The sequence below is a fragment of the Lewinella sp. JB7 genome (genome assembly GCF_024297185.1).
Taxonomy (GTDB): Bacteria; Bacteroidota; Bacteroidia; order Chitinophagales; family Saprospiraceae; genus Neolewinella.
On record NZ_JANCTD010000002.1, the window covers coordinates 395,785 to 418,699 of the forward strand.

The window sequence follows — 22,915 nt, forward strand, 5'->3', positions numbered from 1 at the left end:
TTCAGGACGTAGCCTTACCTTTGCGCCCACTTTGAAACGTCCCCTGGGCACCAATGGGTGTCATTCCGGTTCAAAACGATACTCCTATGTCTACTCCCGCTGCTTTTATCTTACCCCTGAAGGGGCTCGGAAAGGGGTTTTACGAGTATGACCTGGAAGTCAACGACGCGTTTTTCGCCTCGTTCCCCGAGTCTCCCATCCAGCGTGCCGCCGTCGACCTTCACCTGATCGTCGACAAGCAGTCGCGGGAAATGGTCGTCGACTTTGATTTTTCGGGGACGATCGCTACGGACTGCGACCGCTGTCTGGCGCCCATCGATCTACCGATCGCCGATCGCCGGCAACTGATCGTGAAGTTCACGGCCGAGGCGGAGGATCAACGCGACGAAGGCGAGATCGTCTACCTGCATCCGGATACCAACGATTTTAACCTCGCGCCTTTCGTGTACGAAATGGTGGTGTTAGCCGTCCCGATGATTCGTACCTACGACTGCCGGGAAGGTGAGCCCCCCTACCCCTGTGACGAGGATCTGCTGGCCCGCATCGAGGCGTCGTACGAAACTCCCGACGACGCACCGACGGCTCCGACCGGCGACGAAGAAAAACCCAGTCCCTGGGACGTACTCAAGGACCTGAATAATAATTAAAGCTAAAATTAGACATACGCCATGGCACATCCTAAGTCCCGGGTTTCCAAACAACGCAAACGCAAGCGTCGTACTCACTACAAGGCCTCCGCTCCTGCGCTGACGACCTGTCAGACCACCGGAGAGCTGCACCAGCCGCACCGGGCTTACAAAGACGCTGACGGCAACCTGTACTACAACGGTAACCTGCTGGTACAGGCGCCCGAAATCGTGGAAGACACGATCGAAGACACCGACGACGAGGCTTAGACCCTCGTCCCGAGGCTTAGTCAACTACTACCTTAGCCCGCCGGCCCCGCCGGCGGGCTATTTCCGTTTGGCGCCGGTCGTCTATCTTGCGGCAAAAATCTTACATGCCCAAAAAGATCATCCAGACCGACCAGGCTCCGGCCCCCGTCGGAGCCTATAACCAAGCCACCCTCGCCCACGGCATCCTGTACGTAAGCGGACAGATCGCACTCGACCCCGCCACCGGTGACTTGCTGACTTCCGACATCGAGACCGAAACGCGCCGCGTCATGGACAACCTCCGGGCCATCGTAGAAGCCGGCGGGAGCAGCATGGACCAGATTCTGAAGTGTGAGGTGTTCGTGAGCGATATGGAAAACTTCGGCCGCATCAATACGGTCTACGCTACCTACTTCGACGAAGCAACCGCGCCGGCCCGCGCCCTGGTACAAGTGGCCAACTTGCCGAAATACGTTAACGTCGAAATCAGCTGCATCGCGCTGGTTGAATAGCCTAAGTCCGCCCCATGGTCACCTTTCTGCGCTTCGCCCGGGCCCACACCATCGTAGGCACCACCATTTCCCTGCTGGCGCTCTACCTGATGGCCTGTCGGCACTTACGTACATCGGACTGGGGCATGTTTGGCCTTACCCTGTTCAGCTGTCTGTGCGCGAACGTTTACATCACCGGACTGAATCAGTTGACCGATGTTGAGATCGACCGCATCAATAAGCCTTATCTGCCGCTAGCGAGTGGCGCCTACACCGTCACGACGGGTTACGCCATCGTCGGTTTGTGCCTCGTGCTCTCCCTGGTCACGTGTTTCGTCTACCCGCCCTTCCTGCCGGCTACGGTGATCGCCAGTTTGCTCATCGGCACCGCCTACAGCGTCCCGCCGATCCGACTGAAGCGTTTCCACTTCTGGGCAGCCTTTTGCATCATCGTCGTGCGGGGGCTGATCGTCAACCTATTGCTCTACCTCCACTTCCGGTGGTGGTTGGGGGAGAATCCGGTGATTCCAACGACGGTCTGGTTACTGACGGCGGCGGTCTTTACCTTCGGCGTCGTCATTGCCTGGTTCAAGGACCTACCGGATACGGAGGGGGACGCGGCCTACGGCATCCGCACCCTTTCGTTGGTCAAAGACCAAAAGTGGGTGTATCGTATCGGTGCCTCACTCCTGCGCGCAACGCTGGTCGGGGTGGCGTTCTTCGCCTTCCGGGAAGGGTATACGGGCATCTGGATCGGTCAGCTGGCCATCCTCGTCGCCTTTGAACTCATCGGCCGGCGGTTGGACCTCGATGCGCAAGCGTCCATCGCTCGATTCTACCAGAACGTCTGGCTGCTCTTCTTCGCGGAATACGCCGTCTTCGCCGTCTTCGGCTAGTCCACTGCTACCTCCGGCGACAGTACAAAGCCGCCTCCGGTAGCGAAAGGAAAATGCTGCCTCCGGCAGCACCCCCCCGACAAGCAGCTTGCTCCTTTCCGTTTACCTTGCACCCGCGTACCCGCCAAAACCAAACAAATGACCCCACCTACCCCGAAAAAAGTTCGCCACGAGCTCACCCTCCACGGCGATACCCGCTACGACGACTACTACTGGATGAACCAGCGGGAAGACCCCGAAGTGATCGCTCACCTGGAAGCCGAAAACGCCTACTTCGAAGCCAAGATGGCTCACCTGAAGGACTTTCGCGAACAACTGTTCCAGGAGATCAAGGGCCGGATCAAGGAGGACGACAGCAGCGTTCCCTACACCAACCGGGGCTATATCTACCGCACCAGCTACGAATTAGGCGATCAGTACCCCCGCTACTTTCGCAAGCCGGTCGACGGTGAGAATGAGGAACTGATGTTCAACGTCAACGAAATGGCGGAACCCTACGATTTCTACGACATAGGCGGTATGAGCGTCAGTGACGACAACCGCTACGTAAGCTACGGAGAGGATACCCTGAGCCGCCGCATCTATACCATTCACATTAAGGACATGCTGACGGGGCAGCACCTGCCGGACCAGATCCCCAACACCACCGGGGGCAGCGTGTGGAGCGCCGACGGTCAGTACCTGTTCTATTCGGTCAAGGACGAAGCGCTCCGCCCCTACAAGATCATGCGCCACCAACTGGGCACCGCCCCCCAGGACGACGTGGTGGTGTACGAGGAAAAAGATGAAACATTCCGCGCCTACGTATACCGCAGCAAGTCCCGTAAGTACATCATCATCGGTTCGGCACAGACGGTCAGCACCGAATACCGCCTGCTGGAAGCCAGCGATCCACTCGGCACGCCCCGTTTGTTCCAGCAACGGGAACGGAACCTGGAGTACGGCATCGAGCACATCGACGACCGCTTCTACGTCCTGACGAATTACCGGGCTAAAAATTTCCAACTCATGGTCACCCCCGAGGATGCCACCACCAAGGAGCACTGGGAGACGGTGATCCCGAACCGGCCGGATGTACTGCTGGAGGGGGTCGAGCTGTTCCGGAAGTATCTGGTGCTGAGCGAACGCAAGAACGGCCTGACGCAGTTGCGCGTACGCCCCTTCGAGGGGGAAGAATATTATCTGGAGTTCCGGGACGCGGCCTACATGGCCTACACCAGCACGAATCCGGACATCGAGTCGGAGGTACTCCGGTACGGCTACCAGAGCATGACGACTCCTCCCAGCACCTACGATTTTAACATGCGGACGCACGAGCGCACCCTGCTCAAACAGCAGCCGGTACTGGGTGACTTCGACCCGGCGCACTACGTCAGCGAGCGGGCGTTCTCCGAATCGCGGGACGGCACCCGAGTTCCCCTGAGCATCGTGTACCGGAAGGGTACGCCCCGCGACGGCAGCGCGCCCCTCCTACTGTACGCCTACGGCAGCTACGGGCACAGCATGGATCCGAGCTTCAGCATTACCCGACTGAGTTTACTGGACCGGGGAATGATTTTCGTCATCGCCCACATCCGGGGGGGCGAGGAGATGGGCCGCCACTGGTACGAGGAGGGGAAGCTGCTGAATAAGAAGAACACCTTCCACGACTTCATCGACGCCGCGGAGTGGCTGATCAAACACGACTACACCCGAGCCGACCGCCTGTACGCCATGGGGGGAAGCGCCGGAGGCCTGCTGATGGGCGCGGTGGCCAACCTGCGTCCGGACCTCTTCGCCGGCATCGTATCTCAGGTCCCCTTCGTGGACGTGGTGACCACCATGCTCGACGATTCCATTCCGCTGACCACCGGGGAATACGATGAGTGGGGCAACCCCAACGAGGAGGAATACTACCACTACATCAAGAGCTACAGCCCCGTGGACCAGGTCGCGGCCAAAAATTACCCGAAGATGCTGGTGACTACCGGATTCCACGACAGCCAGGTCCAGTACTGGGAACCCGCCAAGTGGGTGGCCAAGCTACGGGAGATGAAGACCGACGATAACGACATCCTGTTCCACACCAACATGGAGGCCGGGCACGGCGGCGCTTCCGGACGTTTCGAGCGCATTCGGGAAGTGGCCCGCGACTACGCCTGGGTGCTCGATCAGGCCGGCCTAGTATAGTCCCGTAAAAAAGCTCCCGACGCCGGATCAGCCGGCGCGGGAGTACTTCAAATACGGGAAATGACGAAATGGTAAGCGGGATTATATCAGTCGGTGACTTTCCGCCAGTCGGTGTTGCAGGCGGGGCTTCAGTACCGCCACCGCATCGAGAATGAGTTGCTCGTCGGACGGAAACTGACGGGGCTGACTGCCGATGCGGCGGCGACTATCCGCGCTGAGCGCCCGGGGGTCGCCGCGGTAGGTGCTGGCGTAGTGTTCGAAGTTGGCTTCCGCGGTAAGCTCTTCCTGGTCCACCACCCGTTGCCGGCGCAGGTCGTAGAGTTCCATACTACCGCTGACGACGGCGGTTTTCCGCTGGAGCACTTCCAGGATATCCGCGCGGACGATGACGGTTCGCGGGCGGGTAATATCGTTGCCTAGGCTATCCTTAGCTACGTTTCCCCGTTCGTCCAGGACGTATTCCTCTCCGTCCACGATGCTCTTTTCCTCCCGGTAACTGCGTTCGGAAACGCGGTCCGGGCTAACCGCGATATCGTCGATCACGATACGTGCCCGGTAGTCGTAGGCGCGGTCCGGGCGTGGCCGTACGTCAAAGACCCGCCAGCGGTCGTCCATTTCCTCGGTGCTGATCCGCAGCAGCTCGTCTTCGAAGCCGGCCGGCAGGTAAGCACCGCTGCGGTTTACGACGTCTACGGTCACGTATACCCGACCCAGTTCCTCGGCCTCCCGGCGGAGGCGGTCGCTGTCGTGGAAGTCGCGGTCGTAGCGCTCCATACGTTCGAAATTCGCGAAGGCGTTGCGGGCGGCCGCTTTATCGCCCCGACGCCCGGCCTCCAGTTCCCGGCGGGCGATCTGGTACAATTGCTCCGCGGCCTGAGTACCGGCTTCGACCAGGGGACCCTCGACGCGTACGAAGCGGAAGTTGGCCTTCCGGCCGTCGCGGTCCACGAGGGGAAGCAAGGGGCGCAGCGCATCCTGACGGCGCTTGAGATCGTCGTAGATCGCGTGGATGCGTACCCAGTCCGGGTCGCTACCCCGCTTGAGGTATTCGGCCCGCTGAACGTCGCGTTCGTTGGCCCGGTTAACGGCCGCCTCGAGGGCGGCGACGTACTTCGGGTTTTTTCGCTGCTTGCCGGTCACCCGACGTTGGGCCACGGCAATAGCCCGCTCGTAATCACCGGCCTCCACGAGGGACTGTACGGAGGTACACGCCGGCGTAGCCAGGACAACCAGGCCCAGTAGCAGGAGCAATGGATGGATAGCGGAGCGTAACATGTCGGTGATCGTTTCCGACAAAACTAGGCCCACGGCCGCGCCCACCGCGATACGGAACGGTTAAAGAGAATTAAGATGTGTTAACGCGGTTCGAGGTACACCTCCCCGAGCATACAGCGCGCGCTGCCGCCGCCGTAGCGTTCGATGGTCGACAGGTCAGCGTGTACGATACGGGTACCGGGGGGCGCCACGAGGGTTTGTCGCTGTTCCTCGGTCAGCGCGCCGAAGGCGGCGGAGGACATGATCCAGACTGGCCCCTCTTCCGTGCTCACCTCCAGGGCGTTACCGGCAAATTGGTCGACCTGATCCAGCGAAAGTTCGACGATGCGTTTGCCCGTCAGGATGAGGCTCTCGGTCAGTTTACTCCGCTCGGCCTCATCGCGCAATGCGTCCAGGCACACGATGGCGTGGGTAGTCCCCAGGGCCATCATGACGTTGGTGTGGTAGATCACTTCCCCCCGCGCGTCGTGGGCGTGAAACGTGATCGGCTTGTAACCCATGATCTCGCACCAGTCGTGCACGGCGACCCGCGTGCAGCGTTGGGAGAGACAGGCGTAGGCGATGAGCCGGTCACGGTCGAGCAGCAGCGATCCGGTGCTCTCGAGGTAGCGCTCGTCTTCTTCCCAGGCCGAGAGGTCGACGTGACGCGCTACGCGAAAGGTGTTTTTCAAAAAATCCACCACGTCGTCGCGGCGTTCCAGCCGCCGCTGGGGCCAGTAGGTTGGATAGGTCACCAGGGTACCGTCGGGGTGGGTGGAGAACCAGTTATTCGGAAAGACCGCATCGGGCTTTACGGGTGCGGGGGTGTCTTCGATGACCGTGACTTCCACGCCGATTCGGCGCAACAGCTCTACGAAGTGATCGAATTCCTGTACCGCCCGCTCTCCGATGGCGCGGAAGCTTTCGTTCGATACCGGTTCCTGAAAGGAATTGTCGGCGACGGTTTCGCTGGCCCGCGCGAAATTGGCGGGGCGAACCATGAGGAGGTGGCGGGTGGTTTGCATGCGGGGAAGGGCTTACTTCGCCGGTGAAGTTGCGAAGATTTAGCCATATTGTTCGCTCTAATCAACGCCCCCCTATGCGTTATCTCATTCCGCTTCTCCTTCTCCTCGTATTTGGCTGCCGTGAGACTCCACGCGTCGACTACGCGGCGCAAAAATCGGCCACCTTCCCCACCGCGGCGATCGCCGGACCCCACCCACTGGCGACGGAAGTAGGTCTGGACGTTCTTCGCAAGGGGGGAAATGCCATCGATGCGGCGGTAGCGATGCAGTTCGCCATGGCCGTCGTGTACCCCCGGGCCGGCAACATCGGGGGCGGCGGTTTCCTGGTATACCGGCCGGTCGCGGGAGAGCCCGTCACCCTGGATTACCGGGAAACGGCGCCGGCGGCGGCCGGTCGCGATATGTACCTCGACGCCGCAGGCAACGTAATTCCAGATCTCAGTACCCGGGGCCACCTGGCCGTCGGAGTACCGGGCACCGTGGCCGGAATCGCGGCCATGCACGAGCGCTTCGGCAGTCTGCCCTGGGGGGAGCTCGTGCAGCCCGCCGTCGAGCTGGCGGAGTCCGGCTACCGCCTGAGCGAGTCCGAAGTAGCCCGTCTGCGCCGGTACCACGATGACTTTACCGAATTCAACGACGACACCCCCTTTTCCGACAGTAGCGTGGTGGCGGGTACGCGGGTGCAACAGCCGGACCTGGGAGCAACGATGTCCAGGATACGCGACCTGGGCCGGGCGGGCTTTTACGAAGGGGAAACCGCGCGCCTGATCGTCGCGGAAATGGAGAGCGGCGGCGGAATTATCACCGCCGACGACCTGCGATCATACACGCCCCGATGGAAGGACCCGATCACGAAAAACTACAAGGACTTCCGCCTCATTTCCATGCCGCCGAGCAGCAGCGGCGGCGTTGCCCTAGCGCAGATGACCGAAATGCTCGAAGCATTCCCCCTGGCGGACTACGGATTTCATTCGCCCCGCGCCGTGCAGGTCACCGTGGAGGCCATGCGGCGGGCGTACGCCGACCGCGCGGAGTATCTGGGGGACGCCGAATTCTACCCCGTGCCCGTCGATTCTTTACTCGACGACGCGTACCTCCGTGCCCGCATGGCGGATTTCCGCGCGGATACGGCCGGCACCAGCGAGGCCATCCATGCCGGACCGATGCCTACGAGGGAAACTTACGAGACGACCCACATCAGCATCGTGGACAGTATGGGCAATGCCGTATCCATCACCACCACCCTGAACGGGAACTTCGGCAGCAAGGTCATGGTCGACGGTGGTGGCTTTTTCCTGAACAACGAGATGGACGACTTCAGCGCCAAACCCGGGGTACCCAACATGTTCGGTCTCGTGGGCAAGGAAGCCAACGCCATTCAGCCGGGAAAACGGATGCTGTCGAGTATGACGCCCACCATCGTGGAAAAGGACGGCCAGCTGTTTATGGTTCTAGGTGCCCCGGGCGGGTCCACCATCATTACGGCCGTACTGCAAACGCTGCTTAACGTTATTGAATATGACATGCGGCTCCCGGAGGCCGTAGCCGCCCCCCGTTTTCATCACCAGTGGTTGCCCGACGAGATCAAATACGAACGGGATGGCCTGGCTGAGGAAACGAGGGATAGCCTGGAAGCCCTCGGTTACCGCATCCGGGAAGTGGAATCCATGGCCGTCATCAAGGCCATCCTGGTGATGCCCGACGGCAGCCTCCAGGCCGCCGCCGACCCCCGCAATCCGGACGACGACGTAGCCGGATACTGAGGCAAAAAACTGACGAATAGAACCGCGTTATTTCAGTGCCCGCAGCGCTTCCCCGATGCGGTCCACGGCCTGGCGCAGCTGTTCCTCGCTGGCGGCGTAGCTGATGCGCAGACAGGTCGGAGCGCCGAATGCATCGCCCGTCACGGTCGCTACGTAGGCGTTCAGGAGCAGGTACTCGGCCAGGTCGTCGGCGTTGCGAATAGTCGTTTCACCGTCCGACTTACCGAAGAAAGCGCTTACGTCGGGGAAGATGTAGAAGGCTCCCTGGGGGCGGTTCACCTTGAGTCCCTCGATCTTCTCCAGTCCTTCGATGATCAGCTCCCGCCGCCGCGCGAAGGCCTCCTTCATCGCGACGGTAGGTCCCAGATCGCTGTTCAGCGCGTGGGCACCGGCGTACTGGGCGATGCTGTTCGGGCCGCTGGTGTTCTGCCCCTGTAGTTTGTTACAGGCATCGGCAACATCCTGGGGAGCCCCCAGGTATCCGAGACGCCAGCCGGTCATGGCGAATCCCTTACTGAATCCGTTGACCGTGATCGTGCGGTCCTTTACTTCCGGAAAGGTACCGATGCTGGCGTGCTTACCGGTGAAGTTGATGTGCTCGTAGATCTCGTCGGAGATCACGTAAACGTCCGGGTAGTTGGCCAGCATGCGCGCGATGGCGGCCAGTTCGTCCGCCGTGTACACCGAGCCGGTCGGATTGCAGGGGGAGGAGAAGAGGATGAACTTGGTGCGCTCGTTAATGGCCTCGGCGATCGCTTCCGGCGTGACTTTATAGTCGTCCTCGATGCCCGCGCCCACGATGACGGCCTTTCCGCCGGCGACCTCCACCATAGCCGAGTAGCTCACCCAGAAGGGCGCCAGGATGACGGCCTCGTCGCCCTCGTTAAGCAGGGCGAAGCAGACGTTGGCGATGCTCTGCTTAGCTCCGGTGCTGACCACGATTTGGCCGGGAGTATAATCCAGGCCGTTCTCCCGCTTGAATTTATCCGAAATGGCCTGACGGATTTCCGCGGTGCCGGGAACGGGCGTGTACTTCGTCAGTCCGAGGTCGAGGGCCTCCTTAGCCGCCTGCTTGATGTGATCGGGTGTATCGAAATCGGGTTCCCCCAGGCTCAGGCTGATCACGTCGTGCCCCTTCGCCTTTACTTCCCGACCCAGCTGGGCCATGCGGAGGGTAGCGGATTCTTCCATCGAAAGGACGCGATCGGAAAGGCGGGTAGTGGCAACGGTAGACATGGAGGGAGTTGATTTTGGGCCGTAAAGATACAACCGGCCAAAATTCGTCTTCCCCCTACCCTTCCCACGTCGGTGCAATTTTGCGCCAATATGGAACGGCTAACCGTGGCGAGCAGCGATTATCCCCGTACTCCCAGCCATTCCGGATAAAATACGACGACGGCCAGCAGCAATACCTGAATGATCAGAAACGGAATAATGCCCCGGTACAGGTGGGCCGTAGTGACTTCCGGCGGGGCCACCCCCTTCAGGTAAAAGAGCGCGAAGCCGAAGGGTGGCGACAGAAAGCTGGTCTGCAAATTGATGCCCAGCAGAATCCCCAGCCAGATCAGGTCCGTTCCGTAAGCCACGAAGACCGGAGTCACCACGGGTACGATGATGAAGACGATCTCGATGAAGTCTATGAAAAAGCCGGCAATAAAAACAACGACCATTACGAGGGCCAGAAACTGGTACTCCGGCAGATCACTGCGCTCGATGAGGCTGACCAGAAACCGATCGCCCCCCAGTTCGCGGAACACCAGCGAAAAGGTCGTCGCTCCCAGCAGGATCATAAAGACCATACTCGTCAGGTGAGTCGTATCGCGGCACACTAATTTTGTCACGGACCAGTCCAGTCGGCCCTGCGTCGCGGTTAGCAGCACGGCTCCCGCGGCCCCGACCCCCGCGGCCTCCGTCGGCGAAGCAACACCGGCCAGAATACTCCCGAGCACCGCGATAATCAGTAGCAGCGGTAGAAGCAAACTCTGCAACGCCTTAATCCACAGTTCCTTATCCCACCTGGCCCGCGCACCTTCCGGAAGGGGAAACACGCGGGGCCGCAAATATCCCAGGGCTAAAATGTACACGACGTACGCCCCAACCAGTAGTAGACTGGGGTACAGCGCCGCCCGGAAGAGACTGCCGACACTTACCTGCAGGACGCTCCCCAGTAACACGAGGACGACCGACGGCGGAATGATCTGTCCCAGGGTACCCGAAGCGGCAATCACCCCGGTAGCGACCGTGGGCGGATACCCCTGCCGCAGCATGGGCGGCAGACTGATCAGGCCCATCGTGATCACCGTAGCCCCGACGATACCGGTAGAAGCCGCCAACAGGGCGCCCACGATGATCACGGAAACCGCCATGCCCCCCCGCACTCCGCCGAACAGACTGGCCATGCTGTTGAGCATTCGCTCCGCCAACCCACTCTTTTCCAGCATGATGCCCATAAAGATGAAGAGGGGTACGGCCAGCAGGACCGAGTTTTCCATAACCCCCATCACGCGGTTCGGCAGCAGGGTGAGCACCGCCGCGTCCAGGAAGCAAAAGGCGTAGATGAGGCTGAGCCCCCCCAGCGTGAAGGCCACCGGGTAGCCGTACAGCACAAGGAGAAAAATGCTGACGAACAGGATGAGTGCGAGGACGGCCAGACTCATGGGGCGGACGTACTACGTGCCGCCCGCCACGCCGTAGCGATGCCCTGAAGGAAGAGCAGCGCGGCGGCCAGCGGAATGACGGCCTTGATGGGAAAGAAGTACGGAATGCCGTTCGGATTGGGGCTACCCTCCCCCGACGTCCAGGCCTCGGCCGCGTAGTGCCAACTGGTGTAGAACAGAACCACGGCCCAGGGCAGCAGGAAAACGAGGGTACCCACCACGTTCACCCAGGCCCGGTCGCGGGCACTGAAGGAATCGTAGAACAGATCGACCCGTACGTGGCGATCCTGCTGCAGGGCGTACGGAATGCCCAGGAGAAATATGAGCGCGAAGAGGTGCCACTCAAATTCGATAACCCAGGCGGAAGTGAGGCTGAAGAACCAACGCAGCAGCACGTCCGTGACGACCACCGCGATCAACAGCAGATTGAGCAGACCGGCCGCGCGACCGAGCCAGCTGACGATTCCTTCGATCCCGGTGAGTAGTCGGTTCACGGCAGTTGGAGTATTTGACCGGCGATGGCTGCGGGCTCCGGTGATACGGCTTCTATTCGAACCGGAGTATCGGCCCCCTTCCGTTGGGCGTAGTGCGCGTAGGCCTTGTCGTAATAGACCAGCGCGATGCGGCAGGCCGTGCGGTAATCGTCGCGATCGAGGGCATCGAGCGCCGCCTGCAGGTGCTGACCACCGAGCTTCTTGCGGAGTCGGGTAAAAGCGGCCCGGAGGTCCTCCTTCGGGTAGCCGGCGTAATCAGCCACCAGTTTGTCGACGCGCCACTCCACGGGTTGCACGATTTCCACGACGGGGGCGGTCACAAGCCGATCGTAAAAGGCCTCCGGCTGGCAGACCGTACCGATCATGCGGCTTTCGTCTTCGACCCATACCGTACGCTCACCCGGAACGCGACGCAGCTCGGCGTACAGTTGATTTTCAAACGCTTCGGAGCTTGGTTGGGGTTGTTCCCCGAGCGCGCCGAACGATGAGCCTTTGTGCCTGGCCAGTGCCTCCAGGTCCAGGATCTCCGCTCCCCGAGCGCGCAGCGCGTGCAGTACGGCGGTCTTGCCCGATCCGGTGGGGCCGCTGATCACTCGTAGTTTATACGGAGCGGCCGCCAGCCATTCCCGGATGTAGCCCCGGCCCGCCTTGTAGCCTCCCGTCATGTGGGCCACGTCAAAACCGGCCTGCTCGAGAAGCCAGGCTACGCTACCGCTGCGTTGTCCGCCTCGCCAGCATTGAACAACTACCTTCCCGCCCGGGGCCAGTTGACGGGCCTCCTCGACCAGTCGCCGCATCTTGTTACCCGCTATTTCGAGCCCCCGGAGGAGGGCATCGTCGGGGCTGCTCTGCTTATACAGCGTGCCTACCTCGGCGCGTTCCGCGTTGTCGAAGAGGGGAAGATTGCGCGCGCCAGGTAGATGACCTAATGCGTACTCCCCGGGACTGCGAACGTCCACCAGTACCGGAGGGTCGGCGGCGGCAAAATATTCCGATGGACTGATCTTACGCATGAAGGGGCGGATGTCTGCGCGGGCAAGATAGCAAGCTTACCCACGGGAAGGGAGGATTACCCGACCTATCCGGGCGGGGGACGCGGGAGCCGGCCGTGAGCACTCCAATGACTTATCCTGGCCGACGAGCATTCAGGGGAAGCGGAGCTGGTCCGGGATTTTAAATGGAATGGCGGAGCGAAAAGAATAAAGCACGCTTACCTTTGGCGCCATGCAAATCGGCATCTTTTCCCGCGGGCCCAGCCTGTACAGCACCCGCCGACTCGTGGAGGCCGGCGAAGCCTTAGGGCACGAGGTGGAGGTGATCGATCACGCGCTGTGCAGTCCCTCGCTACAGGGCCAGCGCAGCACCATCCTGCACAACGGTAACCCCCTGGAACTTCCCCAGGTCGCGATCCCCCGCATCGGAGCCAACGTAACGGCCCGCGGCGTCTCCATCATTCGGCAACTGGACGCCCTGGGGGTTCCCCATATTCTGTCCGCCGAAGCCCTCTTACTGGCCCGGGATAAAATGAGCTGTCTGCAGCGCCTGGCCGCCGCGGAGATCGATGTGCCCAACACGGTCCTCTGCTTTTCGACGTACGAGGCCAAACGGGCGGCCCGCCGTATGGGGCCCTTCCCCATCGTCGTTAAATTGCTGGAAAGCACCCACGGCGTCGGGGTGGCGCTGGCCCACAATTTGTTCCAACTCGAGCGCCTCGCCGAAGGGTTTCTGCAGTTGCAGGATCGCATCCTGCTGCAGGAATACATTCGCGAGAGCAACGGTGCCGATATCCGGGCACTGGTGGTCGGCGACCGGATCGTGGCGGCCATGGAACGGCGGGCGGCACCCGGAGAATTTCGGGCCAATATGCACCGGGGGGCCACGGCCACCGCGGTTGAGTTGAGCCCGGAGGATGAGGAGCTGGTCATGCGCACCGCACGGACCATCGGGGTGGAAGTCGCCGGGGTGGACCTCATCCCCAGCCGGCGGGGTGCCCTCGTGATGGAAGTCAACGCCAGTCCCGGACTGGAAGGCATCGAGGGCGCCACGAAAGTAGACATCGCCGGCGCGATCGTCCGGTACGCAATCAGTAAGTTATGAGTGAAATTTCCCCCCTGATCGTAGCGAACGGCGAATTCTACCCCGGGCAGTCGGGCACCGTGGAATTGGTCGCCGGCCAGCTGCCCAGCGGGAATCCGGTTTCCATCCGGGCCCACGTTTTTCGGAGCTATAAGCCCGGCCCCACGATCCTGTTCATTGGCGGAGTGCACGGCGACGAGATCAACGGCGTAGAGATTCTGCGGCTGGGTCTACGGAAGAAGGTATTCGCCAACATCGCGGCGGGTACGGTGGTCGTTGTTCCTTTGCTCAACGTGTATGGGTTCAACAGTTTCAGTCGCGACGTTCCCGACGGAAAGGACGTCAACCGCAGTTTTCCGGGTACCGCCACCGGTTCGCTCGCCAGCCGGATCGCCCACGGACTAAGTAAGAATCTGCTGGCCCACTGCGATCTGGCAGTGGATTTTCACACCGGCGGGCGGGGCGTATTTAACTATCCCCAGATCAGGTACTCCCCCGACGATCCGACGGCGCTGGAAGCGGCACTGCAGTTCAATCCCCCGGTCATCCTCTCCGCGAAAGCGCCGGTGAAGTCGTTGCGGCGATCGGCCCAGAAATCCCTCGGACTCAGCGTGCTGACCTACGAGGGCGGGGAGAACCTGCGCTACGATGGTCCGAGCATCCACGAGGGGCTCAACGGTATCCGTCGCCTTCTCGCCGCACGCGAGATGCTTTCCCTCAAGACCCAGCAACCGGACCGGGAGCCGGTACGCGTGACCGCAAGTAGCTGGGTACGGGCCGGGCGGGCGGGCCTCTTTCAGTGGTCCAAACGCAGCGGTTATCCGGTACGTAAGGGCGAACCGATCGGCATCATCCACGACCCCCACGGCGTCCGGCCGAACAAGCGTATTCTTTCGCCGCGCAACGGCTTCATCATCGGGCACAACAATGCCGCCGTGGTCAGTCAGGGAGATGCCCTCTTTCACATCGGCTACTGAGGCCGGGGGCTTTGCCGTACTTTCACCCGCTCCCGGACGTTAGGGGAATCAACGAATGCGCACGCACGAATGGCGGTAACGGTCCAAAATCTTACCAAGGCTTACGGGGATCAACTGGCCCTCGACGGTATCAGCTTCTCCGCGAACACGGGGGAGGTCCTGGGCTTTCTGGGACCCAACGGGGCCGGTAAGACCACGACCATGAAGATCCTGACGGGCTACCTGAGTCAGACTTCCGGTACCGCGACGGTATGCGGGCACGACGTAGCGACCGACAGCCTGGAAGTGCGCCGGCTGGTAGGTTACCTGCCCGAACACAACCCCCTGTACCGTGACATGTACGTGCGGGAGTACCTGCGCTTCGCCGCCGCGGCCCACGGCATCCGTCGGCCCCGCGCACGCATCGCGGAGCTTATCGAGCTCACGGGACTGGGCCGGGAAGCCCATAAGGTGATCGGAGAGTTGTCGAAGGGATACCGGCAGCGGGTGGGCCTGGCGCAGGCCATGCTACACGATCCGGCGGTGCTTATTCTTGACGAACCGACCAGCGGGCTTGACCCCAATCAGTTGGCGGAGATCAGGCGCCTGATCCAGGAACTGGGTCGCGAGAAAACCGTCATCTTCAGTACCCACATCATGCAGGAAGTCCAGGCGGTTTGTGACCGGGTCGTCATCGTGGACCGGGGAAAACTGGTGGCCGACGACCCGATCGAGCGCCTGCAACGGCGCCTGAGTGGAGACAGCTCGCTACTCGTGCAGTTCGATCGAGCCGTGGATACGGATCAGTTGCAGCGCATCTCGGGGATCGCCCGCGTAGTCGTCGGGAAATTGCCCAATACCTACCGCTTGTTTCTCCAGCCGGGGGCCGATGCGCGGGCGGAAGTGTTTCGCTACGCCGTTTCCCAGGACTTGATCCTCCTCGGACTCACCCGTGAGGAGCTCAGCGTTGAGGAGGTGTTCCGGGCACTCACCACGGCTGCGCCTTAACTTTGTCGGGTGATGAGATGGATAATTTGTTTGTTTCCCTTTTGGCTGACCGCCCAGCAGTCCCGGGTTTTCGACCAGGACTTCCGCTTCCGCGACGGAGTGTACCTCAGCCATGACGCCCTGCTGACGAACGCTCCGGACATTGCGTGGAGTCAGATTGCCGGGGAGATGGTACAACTGGCCGAAGATTACCGCCTACAGATCGACGGCTTCGGATATAAACAGGGCACTCACCCCACTCCCTACGCCATCAGCCTGGACGGCCAACCCTACCTGTTCGTCCGGGCGGACGCTAAACGCGGTTTCCACGAGTTCGCAGGCCTGCGTGAGCGCGGTCGCTACGCCACCATGCGCTACGATACCCTCGTGCATACCCGGCAACTCATGAAGGCCTACAACCCCGCGACCGGCTACGCGTTCCGGGAAGCGTGGGTCGAACGGGACCGGACGCGCAGTCTCGACCGTATCGTCAACATGGAAACCGGTGACCGCATCCCCCTGGAGTTGCCGGTAATTCGCCGGATCGTAAGCACGGAGCAGGATCTTGTCCGGGCCCTCGACCGGACGGACCCCGCGGAACGGGAAAAACTACTCCGGGCGCTGAAGATATATAACGTGCGCCATCCCCTGCTTCTTCCCGCCCCCCAAGCCAACCGCTAGATGCTCGCCATATTCCGTAAGGAGATCAATGCCTTTTTCGCCAGCCTGATCGGATACATCGTGATAGGGGTATTCCTGATCGTGATGGGCCTGTTCCTCTTCGTGTTTCCGGACACGAGTCTGCTCAGCTACGGCTACGCGACCCTGGGGCCCTTCTTCACCCTCGCCCCGAACGTGTTGCTCTTCATTATTCCCGCCATCTGTATGCGGGCGTTCGCGGAGGAGCGGCAAACGGGAGCCATCGAGCTACTCGTTACCCGGCCCTTACGCGACATTGAGATCGTACTGGGCAAGTGGCTGGCCTGTTTTACCCTGGTCGTCATCGCGCTGCTGCCTACCCTGCTCTACTACTATACGGTGTACCAGCTCGGGGAACCGACCGGCAACATCGACGCCGGTGGTACGGTGGGCAGTTATCTAGGTTTGCTATTTCTGAGTATGGCCTTCGTGGCCATCGGACTCTTCGCCAGCTCACTGACGACGAATCAGATCGTGAGTTTTCTTCTGGCGCTGGCCCTCACCTTCTGGGCGTACTTCGGTTTCGACTACCTCGCCTCCCTGGATGTCTTTTACGGCAACGGCGACGCATTCATCAGCGGTCTGGGCATGCAGGAGCACTTCCGTAGTCTCGGACGCGGCCTGATCGATAGCCGCGACGTGATCTACTTCCTGAGCCTGACGGGCTTTTTCATTCTGATTACGATGCTGAGCCTCGAGCGTCGGAAGTGGTGATCGGAACGGCCTGAACCTGGCCTTTTGCCGTCACTCCGCCGCCGGCAGAACGTAGGTAGCCAACGCGCCACCGGGCAACTCGTTACCGTAAGCACGGTCGTCAAGTTTTATCTCCACCCGGCGGGAAGTGTCTGTATCGTTGAGGACGATAACGACGAATTGTCCCGTGGGGGCGCGGTATGCCACGTTTGGCAATCCCCGCACCGTGCGCGAGCCGATCCTGACCGATCCCGGTCGCACGAATTTCGCCGCGTGGGCGATCAGATAGTAGGCCGTATTGCGGTGCACTCGGTGGCCGTCGATGGTCAGAGCGCCTAAGCAGCGGGTACAACCACCGTCGGTGTGCGGATTCTGCTCGGCGTCCGCGGCCAGATTCCACTCCAGTACGGTCTCGCACCAGTTGCGGGGAGCCCCGATAAGGAGTTCGCGGGCGTGCCACCGCATATCTTCCGCGAAGTTTCCGGGTGCCCCGATCCACTGCTCGGTGAAGTACAGGTGTTTGTTAGGATACGCTTCGTGCACCTGACTGATATTGTCCACCGAGCCGCCGTAGAGGTGAAAGGCGGTGCCGTGAACGTACCGGCGGGCTACTGAGTCGCCGAGCACCGAGAGGGGATAATCGGGTCGGTCGGCGTTATGATCGTAGATGACAATTTTAGTGGAGAGCCCCGCCTCCGCGAATGCCGGTCCGAGGTGGCGGCCGACGAAGGTTGCCTGCTGCGCGGCTTCCATCAGCAGGCTGGGATTGTTCCCGGGATGTAGGGGTTCATTTTGTACGGTGATCGCATCCATGGGAATACCCAGCTCCTGCATTCCCTGCACGTACTTCACGAAATACTGCGCGTAGGCGGCATAATACTCGGGGAGTAAGCTGCCCCCGACCGAGTGCTTGTTGTCCTTCATCCACACCGGCGGGGACCAGGGCGACCCCATCAGTTTGATGTCCGGATTGATGTCCAGAATCTCCCGGAGCACCGGAATGAGGTGAGTACGGTCGTTATCCAGGGAAAAGCCGGAGAGTTCCGGATCTACCTGCCCGGCGGGTAGATCGGCGTAGGAAAAAACCCGATCGTCCAGATCACTGGCGCCGATGCTGAGGCGCAGGTAACTGATGCCGATCGCGTCGGGCGCCGTGGAAAAAAGCTCTTCCAGTACCGCCCGGCGTTGCTCGTCCGGAAGACGGTACAAGAGCATGGCGCTGCCCCCGGTCAACGTAAATCCGAAGCCTTCCATTTCCTGGTAGATGGTGTCCGGCTCCAGCAAAATAGAGGAATCGCCCGGAGTAATTTCCGCGAGCGCGCTCGGCTCCAGCAATTTCGTACTATCGGCCGTAGTCACGTACACGCGCGCCAGGGCCGCCGGGGGGGTGGCATCCGTAAATTCCTTTGGCGCGCACGCGTAAACGGAGAGTAAGATGGGGAGAACGGATAGGTAGTACTTCACGGGGAGCTGGATTAGCCGGTAAGGTAATGGCTTCCGTCGCGGTAACCTTCGCGGATATCGTGCGCTTGTCGGTACCTTCAAGCCCGCCCGAAGCAGGCAATCGACGACTATGGCCACGCCCCGCGACATTCTGCAGCAGTACTGGGGTTATCCCGACTTTCGCCCCCTCCAGGCGGAGATCATCGCGAGCGTGCTCGCCTGCCGGGATACACTTGCCCTCCTTCCCACGGGCGGGGGCAAGAGCATTTGTTTCCAGGTTCCCGCCCTGATGCTGGAGGGGGTCACCCTGGTGGTTTCCCCCCTCATCGCGCTGATGAAGGATCAGGTCCGGCAACTACGGGAGCGGGGCATCGTGGCCGACGCGGTCTACAGCGGCATGCGCGCCGGTGATATCGACCGGATCCTCGATAATGCCGTATACGGCAACACCAAATTGCTGTACCTGAGCCCGGAACGTCTGCTCACCGATCTGGCCCGCGAACGCATCAAACGGATGCGACTGGCGCTGGTCGCGGTGGATGAGGCGCACTGCATCAGCCAGTGGGGGTATGACTTTCGCCCACCCTACCTGCGAATCGCGGAATTACGCAAGCTGCACCCCGAGGTACCCTTCGTGGCGGTCACGGCGACGGCCACCCCGGAAGTGATCGACGATATCCAGGACAAGCTGGCCTTCCGGCGGGGAAAGGTGTTCCAGCAGAGTTTTGCCCGCGAGAACCTGGCCTACATCGTACGCCGACCGCCGGGGAAGGAAGAACAACTCCTGGAAGTACTGCGGGGGGTCGACGGCAGCAGCATCGTATACGTGCGCAGCCGGGGACTGACCAAGGAAATAGCCCATAAGCTCGGTCGCCGCTCCATTGCGGCCGCGGCCTACCACGCCGGTCTGGAGAGCGAGGAGAAGGACCGTCGGCAGAGTGACTGGATCGGCAATCGGCTGCGGGTGATGGTAGCTACGAACGCATTCGGGATGGGGATCGATAAACCGGACGTTCGATCGGTGATACACTACGGTCCCCCCGACAGCCCGGAGGCCTACTTCCAGGAAGCGGGTCGGGGAGGCCGCGACGGTAGGATCAGCTACGCGGTCATGCTCTACCACCCCACCGACGGGGAGCGGCTGATCAGGAACTGGGAGCTTTCCTACCCCCCGATCACGGAAATCAAACGCATGTACCGGGCGCTGGGAAGTTTCCTGCAACTCGCCGTCGGGGGCGGTAAGGGGGAAACCTACGATTTCGACCTGACCCGCTTCGCCAACAATTTCGGCTTCGACATCCGACAGGCCTACAGCGGACTCAAGGCCCTGGAAAAGTCGGGCTACATCCTGCTGACCGATGACATCCAGCAGGCGGCCACGCTGCAGTTCACGGTGGGGAAGGAAGCCCTGTACGACTATCAACTCAAAAACCCCCGCGTCGGTAAGCTCGTGAAGTCTATACTACGGACGACCCAGGGGGCTTTTCTTAACCCGGTACAGCTCCGGGAGGGATCCCTGGCTAACTTTCTCGGGATCTCCACCGAGGAACTTCAACGGACCTTTCAGAAGATGCGGGCGGAGGGGATCGTCGATTACACCCCCGAAAAGAACGGTCCCCAACTGGTCTTTGTCGAGGAACGCCTCGACCCCGACAACCTGCGGATCGACGAGCGGCAGTACCGTTTCCTACAGGAGCGGGCCCGCCACCGCATCGATACCATGATCGCCTACTGCGAGACGGATACGGACTGCCGCTCCGCCCTCTTGCTCCGCTACTTCGGCGAACCCGATCCACCGGATTGCGGGCACTGTGACGTGTGTCGGAAGAAAAAAACCGCCCCCCCCGACCGCCGCGCGATCCACCGGCAGATTCAGTCTCTGTTGCATACCGATACATCGCTGCCGCTGCAGCACATCCTGCAGACCTTTCCCTCCGGCCAACGTACGCAGGTGAGCGTAATCCTGCAGGAACTTCTCAATGAAGGGATGCTCATTCAGGAGAGGAATAAACTCCGGCTACCGTGAGAATCATCTGTACGGTCACGAACGACCTGAGCCACGACCAGCGCATGCACCGCATCTGTACGACCCTGCAGGCCGCGGGCCACGAAGTGACCCTTATCGGTCGGATCATGCCACACAGCGGCCCCCTACCCGACCGTCCCTACCGGCAGGAGCGACTGCGGTGCCGCTACCACGTCGGAAAGCGGTTTTATGCCGAATTCAACTTCCGGCTCTGGCAGTCCCTGCGACGACGCACTTACGACGTGGTGTGCGCGGTGGACCTGGATACCCTGCTTCCGGCAATCGTCGCTTCGGGCCGCCACAGGGCCGTGGTCTACGACGCCCACGAGTGGTTCAGTGAAACCCCCGAGGTTGCCCCGCGGCCGCTCATTCGGGCGGCGTGGCGGGGCCTGGGTCGTGCGCTGGTCCCCCGAACGGAGGCGCGGTACACAGTAGGGGAAACCCTGGCACGACAACTGGAAGAGGATTACGGACGTCCGTTTGCGGTAGTTCGCAACTTACCGCAGCAAGCACGAAATTCATTTTGTGAAAATTCCGGAGGAGTAATACTATACCAGGGTATGCTGAATCCAGGCCGCGGACTGGATACCGCGATTCGCGCGATGGCGGAGGTGCCACAGGGCGAACTATGGATCGTCGGAGAAGGACCGGAAGCCCCCCGTCTCGTCCGCCTGGCAAATGAGCTTAATCTATCCGACCGGGTGAAGTTCCTGGGCTTTGTTCCGCCGGAAGAATTACCCGCCGTCACCGCCCGGGCCTGGTTGGGGCTGAACTTACTAGCGGATTCGAGTCCGAGCTATTACTACAGTCTGGCGAATAAGGCGCTCGATTACCTCCAGTCCGGTCTGCCCAGTATCCAGATGGACTTTCCGGAGTACCGGGCGCTGCAGGAGGAATACCACTGCTTCGAGCTGTTACCGGAACTTTCCGCTCCCGCGCTCGCCGCCCGCATCAACGTCCTTGCCGCAAACCCCGCACGGTACGCCCGACTCCGCCGTGCGTGCCGGGAAGCCGCACGGGAGTTGTGCTGGGAAAAGGAAGCCCCAAAGCTCCTGGCGATCTACGGGGCGGTGGAGGAACGGCTCCGCGCTAAACGTGGAGATTGATCTTTCCCCCCTCAATGCTGATCTTGAGGCGATCGAAGTTCTTCAGCCAGTTGACGAAATCCTCGCCCAGCAGCTCGCGCCGCCAGCCGGAACCCAGGATAGCCTTACGCACGCTTTCGTCCTGCTTCATCCGCCGGATCGCGTTGCGGGGCATGACCAGCGCGTGGCTGATGTCGGCTTCCCCCGCCCGGTACTTCATCAGCAGGTACAGCAGTTCGATGATCATGTCATCCTCCTCGTCCTCCTGGCTGGTCCGCTGAATCTGATTGACGATGGCCAGCTCGTCGTCGGTGCCCGCTTCGTTGTACATATCGACGAAAAGGTCACCGTAGCGCTTGATCGTTTTGGCGGGCAGGCGCCGGTTCTCGAGCATGGAATCCTTGCCCCCGCGCACCCCGCGCACCAACTGACTGATGATCTTACTCGGCAGGATCATCTCCTTGCTGTAGTTCTTGGACTCGGCCAGTGCCCGCCGCCATTCGTACAACCGCAGGAGGAAGAGCCGGTCGCGGGTCCGGCTGGAGCGCGCCAGGTTGCTGTTCAGCAACTCATGGTTGGGATCGCGGAAGTAATAGTCGCTTTCGGCCATCAGGGCACACTCCTCCAGGGCCCACTCCAGGCGGCCGTTAGCTTCTAGCTTACCGGTGATGGTGTCGTATAGCTGGCGCAGGTACACCACGTCGAGGAGGGCGTACTTCACCTGCTTCTCGCTCATGGGGCGGCGCGACCAGTCGGTTACGGCGTAGCCCTTGCCGAGCTTATCCCCGACTTCGGCCTCGACTAATTTGGCGAAACTGGTGGGATAGCGGTGGCCGATGAAACTGGCCGCGATCTGGGTGTCGAACACGTTCGCCGGGGTGATGCCGTAAGCGCGGTACAGGAGGCGGTAATCGTTGTCGCCGGCGTGGGTGATCTTCACGATGCCGGGGTCCTGAATGAGCTTCAGGAAGGGTCCGAGGTCGTCCAGCACGATGGGATCGATCAGATAGTACCCGTATTCGCTACTGACCTGAATGAGGCACAGCAGCGTATGGTAGCGTTTTTCACCGATGAATTCGGTGTCGAAGCCCATCCAGTCGATTCCGCGATGCTCTTCGTAAAAGTCCCGTAATGCTTCGGGCGTTTGAATTAAGGTGTAATCAATACCGGCAACGGTCATTATGGCGTGTTCTGGGGTTGTAAGAGGGTCTAGGCCAAATCGGCGAAAGTTGTGACGCAACGTTAAACCGGGCGTCACTACCGCACGTCAGAACAAGCTAACGCGCACCGGGACAAAGATGGTGCCAACCACCTCCCCCGCAAAGC

At 61.1% G+C, this 22,915-nt stretch carries 21 protein-coding genes; 13 read left to right on the plus strand and 8 right to left on the minus strand.

Features of this window, described 5'->3' with window-relative positions:
* The first annotated feature begins 86 nt into the window (after positions 1-86).
* The 5 genes from NMA52_RS05165 to NMA52_RS05185 all read left to right on the plus strand — a co-directional run bounded on the left by NMA52_RS05165 (position 87) and on the right by NMA52_RS05185 (position 4,431).
* Positions 87-647, plus strand: a complete 561-nt coding sequence (locus NMA52_RS05165; protein WP_254826581.1) for a DUF177 domain-containing protein — start codon at positions 87-89, stop codon at positions 645-647.
* Between the two features lie 21 nt (positions 648-668).
* Positions 669-896: a 50S ribosomal protein L32 gene (rpmF, locus tag NMA52_RS05170; protein ID WP_254826582.1), complete on the plus strand. Its 228-nt coding sequence runs from the start codon at positions 669-671 to the stop codon at positions 894-896.
* Positions 897-1,000: 104 nt separating this feature from the next.
* A complete protein-coding gene (locus NMA52_RS05175; RefSeq protein WP_254826583.1) occupies positions 1,001-1,387 on the plus strand; it encodes a Rid family detoxifying hydrolase in 387 nt (128 codons plus the stop codon).
* Between the two features lie 14 nt (positions 1,388-1,401).
* Positions 1,402-2,262 carry a homogentisate phytyltransferase gene (locus tag NMA52_RS05180; RefSeq protein ID WP_254826584.1) on the plus strand — a complete coding sequence of 287 codons (861 nt, stop codon included), beginning with the start codon at positions 1,402-1,404 and terminating at the stop codon, positions 2,260-2,262.
* A 138-nt stretch (positions 2,263-2,400) separates the two neighbouring features.
* The gene (locus NMA52_RS05185; protein ID WP_254826585.1) at positions 2,401-4,431 is read left to right on the plus strand and encodes a S9 family peptidase; all 2,031 of its coding nucleotides are present in this window, start codon (positions 2,401-2,403) and stop codon (positions 4,429-4,431) included.
* An 81-nt stretch (positions 4,432-4,512) separates the two neighbouring features.
* On the opposite strand, the gene NMA52_RS05190 is transcribed toward NMA52_RS05185, so the two are convergent.
* Entirely contained in the window at positions 4,513-5,706 is a 1,194-nt protein-coding gene (locus NMA52_RS05190) for a hypothetical protein (RefSeq protein WP_254826586.1), read from the minus strand.
* An 80-nt stretch (positions 5,707-5,786) separates the two neighbouring features.
* Positions 5,787-6,710 (minus strand): citrulline utilization hydrolase CtlX, encoded by a 924-nt coding sequence (gene ctlX / locus NMA52_RS05195; RefSeq protein WP_254826587.1) that lies wholly within the window; start codon positions 6,708-6,710, stop codon positions 5,787-5,789.
* 74 nt (positions 6,711-6,784) lie between these two features.
* Here ctlX and ggt point away from each other — a divergent pair, with 74 nt between their 5' ends.
* Positions 6,785-8,473 (plus strand): gamma-glutamyltransferase, encoded by a 1,689-nt coding sequence (gene ggt / locus NMA52_RS05200; protein ID WP_254826588.1) that lies wholly within the window; start codon positions 6,785-6,787, stop codon positions 8,471-8,473.
* A 27-nt stretch (positions 8,474-8,500) separates the two neighbouring features.
* Here the strand turns inward: ggt and NMA52_RS05205 are convergent, their stop codons facing one another.
* The 4 genes from NMA52_RS05205 to mnmH all read right to left on the minus strand — a co-directional run bounded on the left by NMA52_RS05205 (position 8,501) and on the right by mnmH (position 12,637).
* A complete protein-coding gene (locus NMA52_RS05205; protein ID WP_254826589.1) occupies positions 8,501-9,709 on the minus strand; it encodes a pyridoxal phosphate-dependent aminotransferase in 1,209 nt (402 codons plus the stop codon).
* A gap of 119 nt (positions 9,710-9,828) precedes the next feature.
* Positions 9,829-11,130: a TRAP transporter large permease subunit gene (locus NMA52_RS05210; protein ID WP_254826590.1), complete on the minus strand. Its 1,302-nt coding sequence runs from the start codon at positions 11,128-11,130 to the stop codon at positions 9,829-9,831.
* Positions 11,127-11,624, minus strand: coding sequence for a TRAP transporter small permease subunit (locus NMA52_RS05215; RefSeq protein WP_254826591.1), 498 nt, complete (start codon positions 11,622-11,624; stop codon positions 11,127-11,129). The genes NMA52_RS05210 and NMA52_RS05215 overlap by 4 nt, the downstream gene beginning before the upstream one ends.
* Positions 11,621-12,637, minus strand: a complete 1,017-nt coding sequence (gene mnmH / locus NMA52_RS05220; RefSeq protein ID WP_254826592.1) for a tRNA 2-selenouridine(34) synthase MnmH — start codon at positions 12,635-12,637, stop codon at positions 11,621-11,623. Before mnmH ends, NMA52_RS05215 begins: the two co-directional genes overlap by 4 nt.
* 211 nt (positions 12,638-12,848) lie before the next feature.
* On the opposite strand from mnmH, the gene NMA52_RS05225 reads away from it, so the two are divergent.
* The 5 genes from NMA52_RS05225 to gldF all read left to right on the plus strand — a co-directional run bounded on the left by NMA52_RS05225 (position 12,849) and on the right by gldF (position 17,056).
* Entirely contained in the window at positions 12,849-13,721 is an 873-nt protein-coding gene (locus NMA52_RS05225; RefSeq protein WP_254826593.1) for a RimK family alpha-L-glutamate ligase, read from the plus strand.
* Positions 13,718-14,677 carry a succinylglutamate desuccinylase/aspartoacylase family protein gene (locus NMA52_RS05230; protein ID WP_254826594.1) on the plus strand — a complete coding sequence of 320 codons (960 nt, stop codon included), beginning with the start codon at positions 13,718-13,720 and terminating at the stop codon, positions 14,675-14,677. Before NMA52_RS05225 ends, NMA52_RS05230 begins: the two co-directional genes overlap by 4 nt.
* Positions 14,678-14,746: 69 nt before the next feature.
* Positions 14,747-15,664 carry a gliding motility-associated ABC transporter ATP-binding subunit GldA gene (gene gldA / locus NMA52_RS05235; protein ID WP_254826595.1) on the plus strand — a complete coding sequence of 306 codons (918 nt, stop codon included), beginning with the start codon at positions 14,747-14,749 and terminating at the stop codon, positions 15,662-15,664.
* A gap of 12 nt (positions 15,665-15,676) precedes the next feature.
* Positions 15,677-16,324 (plus strand): hypothetical protein, encoded by a 648-nt coding sequence (locus NMA52_RS05240; RefSeq protein WP_254826596.1) that lies wholly within the window; start codon positions 15,677-15,679, stop codon positions 16,322-16,324.
* Positions 16,325-17,056 carry a gliding motility-associated ABC transporter permease subunit GldF gene (gene gldF, locus NMA52_RS05245; RefSeq protein WP_254826597.1) on the plus strand — a complete coding sequence of 244 codons (732 nt, stop codon included), beginning with the start codon at positions 16,325-16,327 and terminating at the stop codon, positions 17,054-17,056.
* 30 nt (positions 17,057-17,086) lie between these two features.
* Here the strand turns inward: gldF and NMA52_RS05250 are convergent, their stop codons facing one another.
* Positions 17,087-18,499, minus strand: a complete 1,413-nt coding sequence (locus tag NMA52_RS05250; RefSeq protein ID WP_254826598.1) for a glycoside hydrolase family 30 beta sandwich domain-containing protein — start codon at positions 18,497-18,499, stop codon at positions 17,087-17,089.
* A 109-nt stretch (positions 18,500-18,608) separates the two neighbouring features.
* On the opposite strand from NMA52_RS05250, the gene NMA52_RS05255 reads away from it, so the two are divergent.
* Both NMA52_RS05255 and NMA52_RS05260 read left to right on the plus strand, forming a co-directional pair.
* Positions 18,609-20,504 (plus strand): ATP-dependent DNA helicase RecQ, encoded by a 1,896-nt coding sequence (locus tag NMA52_RS05255; RefSeq protein ID WP_254826599.1) that lies wholly within the window; start codon positions 18,609-18,611, stop codon positions 20,502-20,504.
* Positions 20,501-21,610, plus strand: a complete 1,110-nt coding sequence (locus tag NMA52_RS05260; protein ID WP_254826600.1) for a glycosyltransferase — start codon at positions 20,501-20,503, stop codon at positions 21,608-21,610. Before NMA52_RS05255 ends, NMA52_RS05260 begins: the two co-directional genes overlap by 4 nt.
* On the opposite strand, the gene NMA52_RS05265 is transcribed toward NMA52_RS05260, so the two are convergent.
* Positions 21,594-22,769: an HRDC domain-containing protein gene (locus tag NMA52_RS05265; RefSeq protein WP_254826601.1), complete on the minus strand. Its 1,176-nt coding sequence runs from the start codon at positions 22,767-22,769 to the stop codon at positions 21,594-21,596. The genes NMA52_RS05260 and NMA52_RS05265 overlap by 17 nt on opposite strands.
* Positions 22,770-22,915: the final 146 nt, after the last annotated feature.

Coding starts and splice junctions, on each gene's coding strand:
- gldF (WP_254826597.1), top strand. CDS start 16,325: ATGCTCGCCATATTCCGTAAGGAGATCAATGCCTTTTTCGCCAGCCTG.
- NMA52_RS05225 (WP_254826593.1), top strand. CDS start 12,849: ATGCAAATCGGCATCTTTTCCCGCGGGCCCAGCCTGTACAGCACCCGC.
- NMA52_RS05190 (WP_254826586.1), bottom strand. CDS start 5,706: ATGTTACGCTCCGCTATCCATCCATTGCTCCTGCTACTGGGCCTGGTT.
- NMA52_RS05240 (WP_254826596.1), top strand. CDS start 15,677: ATGAGATGGATAATTTGTTTGTTTCCCTTTTGGCTGACCGCCCAGCAG.
- NMA52_RS05255 (WP_254826599.1), top strand. CDS start 18,609: ATGGCCACGCCCCGCGACATTCTGCAGCAGTACTGGGGTTATCCCGAC.
- NMA52_RS05230 (WP_254826594.1), top strand. CDS start 13,718: ATGAGTGAAATTTCCCCCCTGATCGTAGCGAACGGCGAATTCTACCCC.
- NMA52_RS05210 (WP_254826590.1), bottom strand. CDS start 11,130: ATGAGTCTGGCCGTCCTCGCACTCATCCTGTTCGTCAGCATTTTTCTC.
- NMA52_RS05175 (WP_254826583.1), top strand. CDS start 1,001: ATGCCCAAAAAGATCATCCAGACCGACCAGGCTCCGGCCCCCGTCGGA.
- rpmF (WP_254826582.1), top strand. CDS start 669: ATGGCACATCCTAAGTCCCGGGTTTCCAAACAACGCAAACGCAAGCGT.
- NMA52_RS05205 (WP_254826589.1), bottom strand. CDS start 9,709: ATGTCTACCGTTGCCACTACCCGCCTTTCCGATCGCGTCCTTTCGATG.
- mnmH (WP_254826592.1), bottom strand. CDS start 12,637: ATGCGTAAGATCAGTCCATCGGAATATTTTGCCGCCGCCGACCCTCCG.
- NMA52_RS05265 (WP_254826601.1), bottom strand. CDS start 22,769: ATGACCGTTGCCGGTATTGATTACACCTTAATTCAAACGCCCGAAGCA.
- ggt (WP_254826588.1), top strand. CDS start 6,785: ATGCGTTATCTCATTCCGCTTCTCCTTCTCCTCGTATTTGGCTGCCGT.
- NMA52_RS05185 (WP_254826585.1), top strand. CDS start 2,401: ATGACCCCACCTACCCCGAAAAAAGTTCGCCACGAGCTCACCCTCCAC.
- NMA52_RS05180 (WP_254826584.1), top strand. CDS start 1,402: ATGGTCACCTTTCTGCGCTTCGCCCGGGCCCACACCATCGTAGGCACC.
- NMA52_RS05165 (WP_254826581.1), top strand. CDS start 87: ATGTCTACTCCCGCTGCTTTTATCTTACCCCTGAAGGGGCTCGGAAAG.
- gldA (WP_254826595.1), top strand. CDS start 14,747: ATGGCGGTAACGGTCCAAAATCTTACCAAGGCTTACGGGGATCAACTG.
- ctlX (WP_254826587.1), bottom strand. CDS start 6,710: ATGCAAACCACCCGCCACCTCCTCATGGTTCGCCCCGCCAATTTCGCG.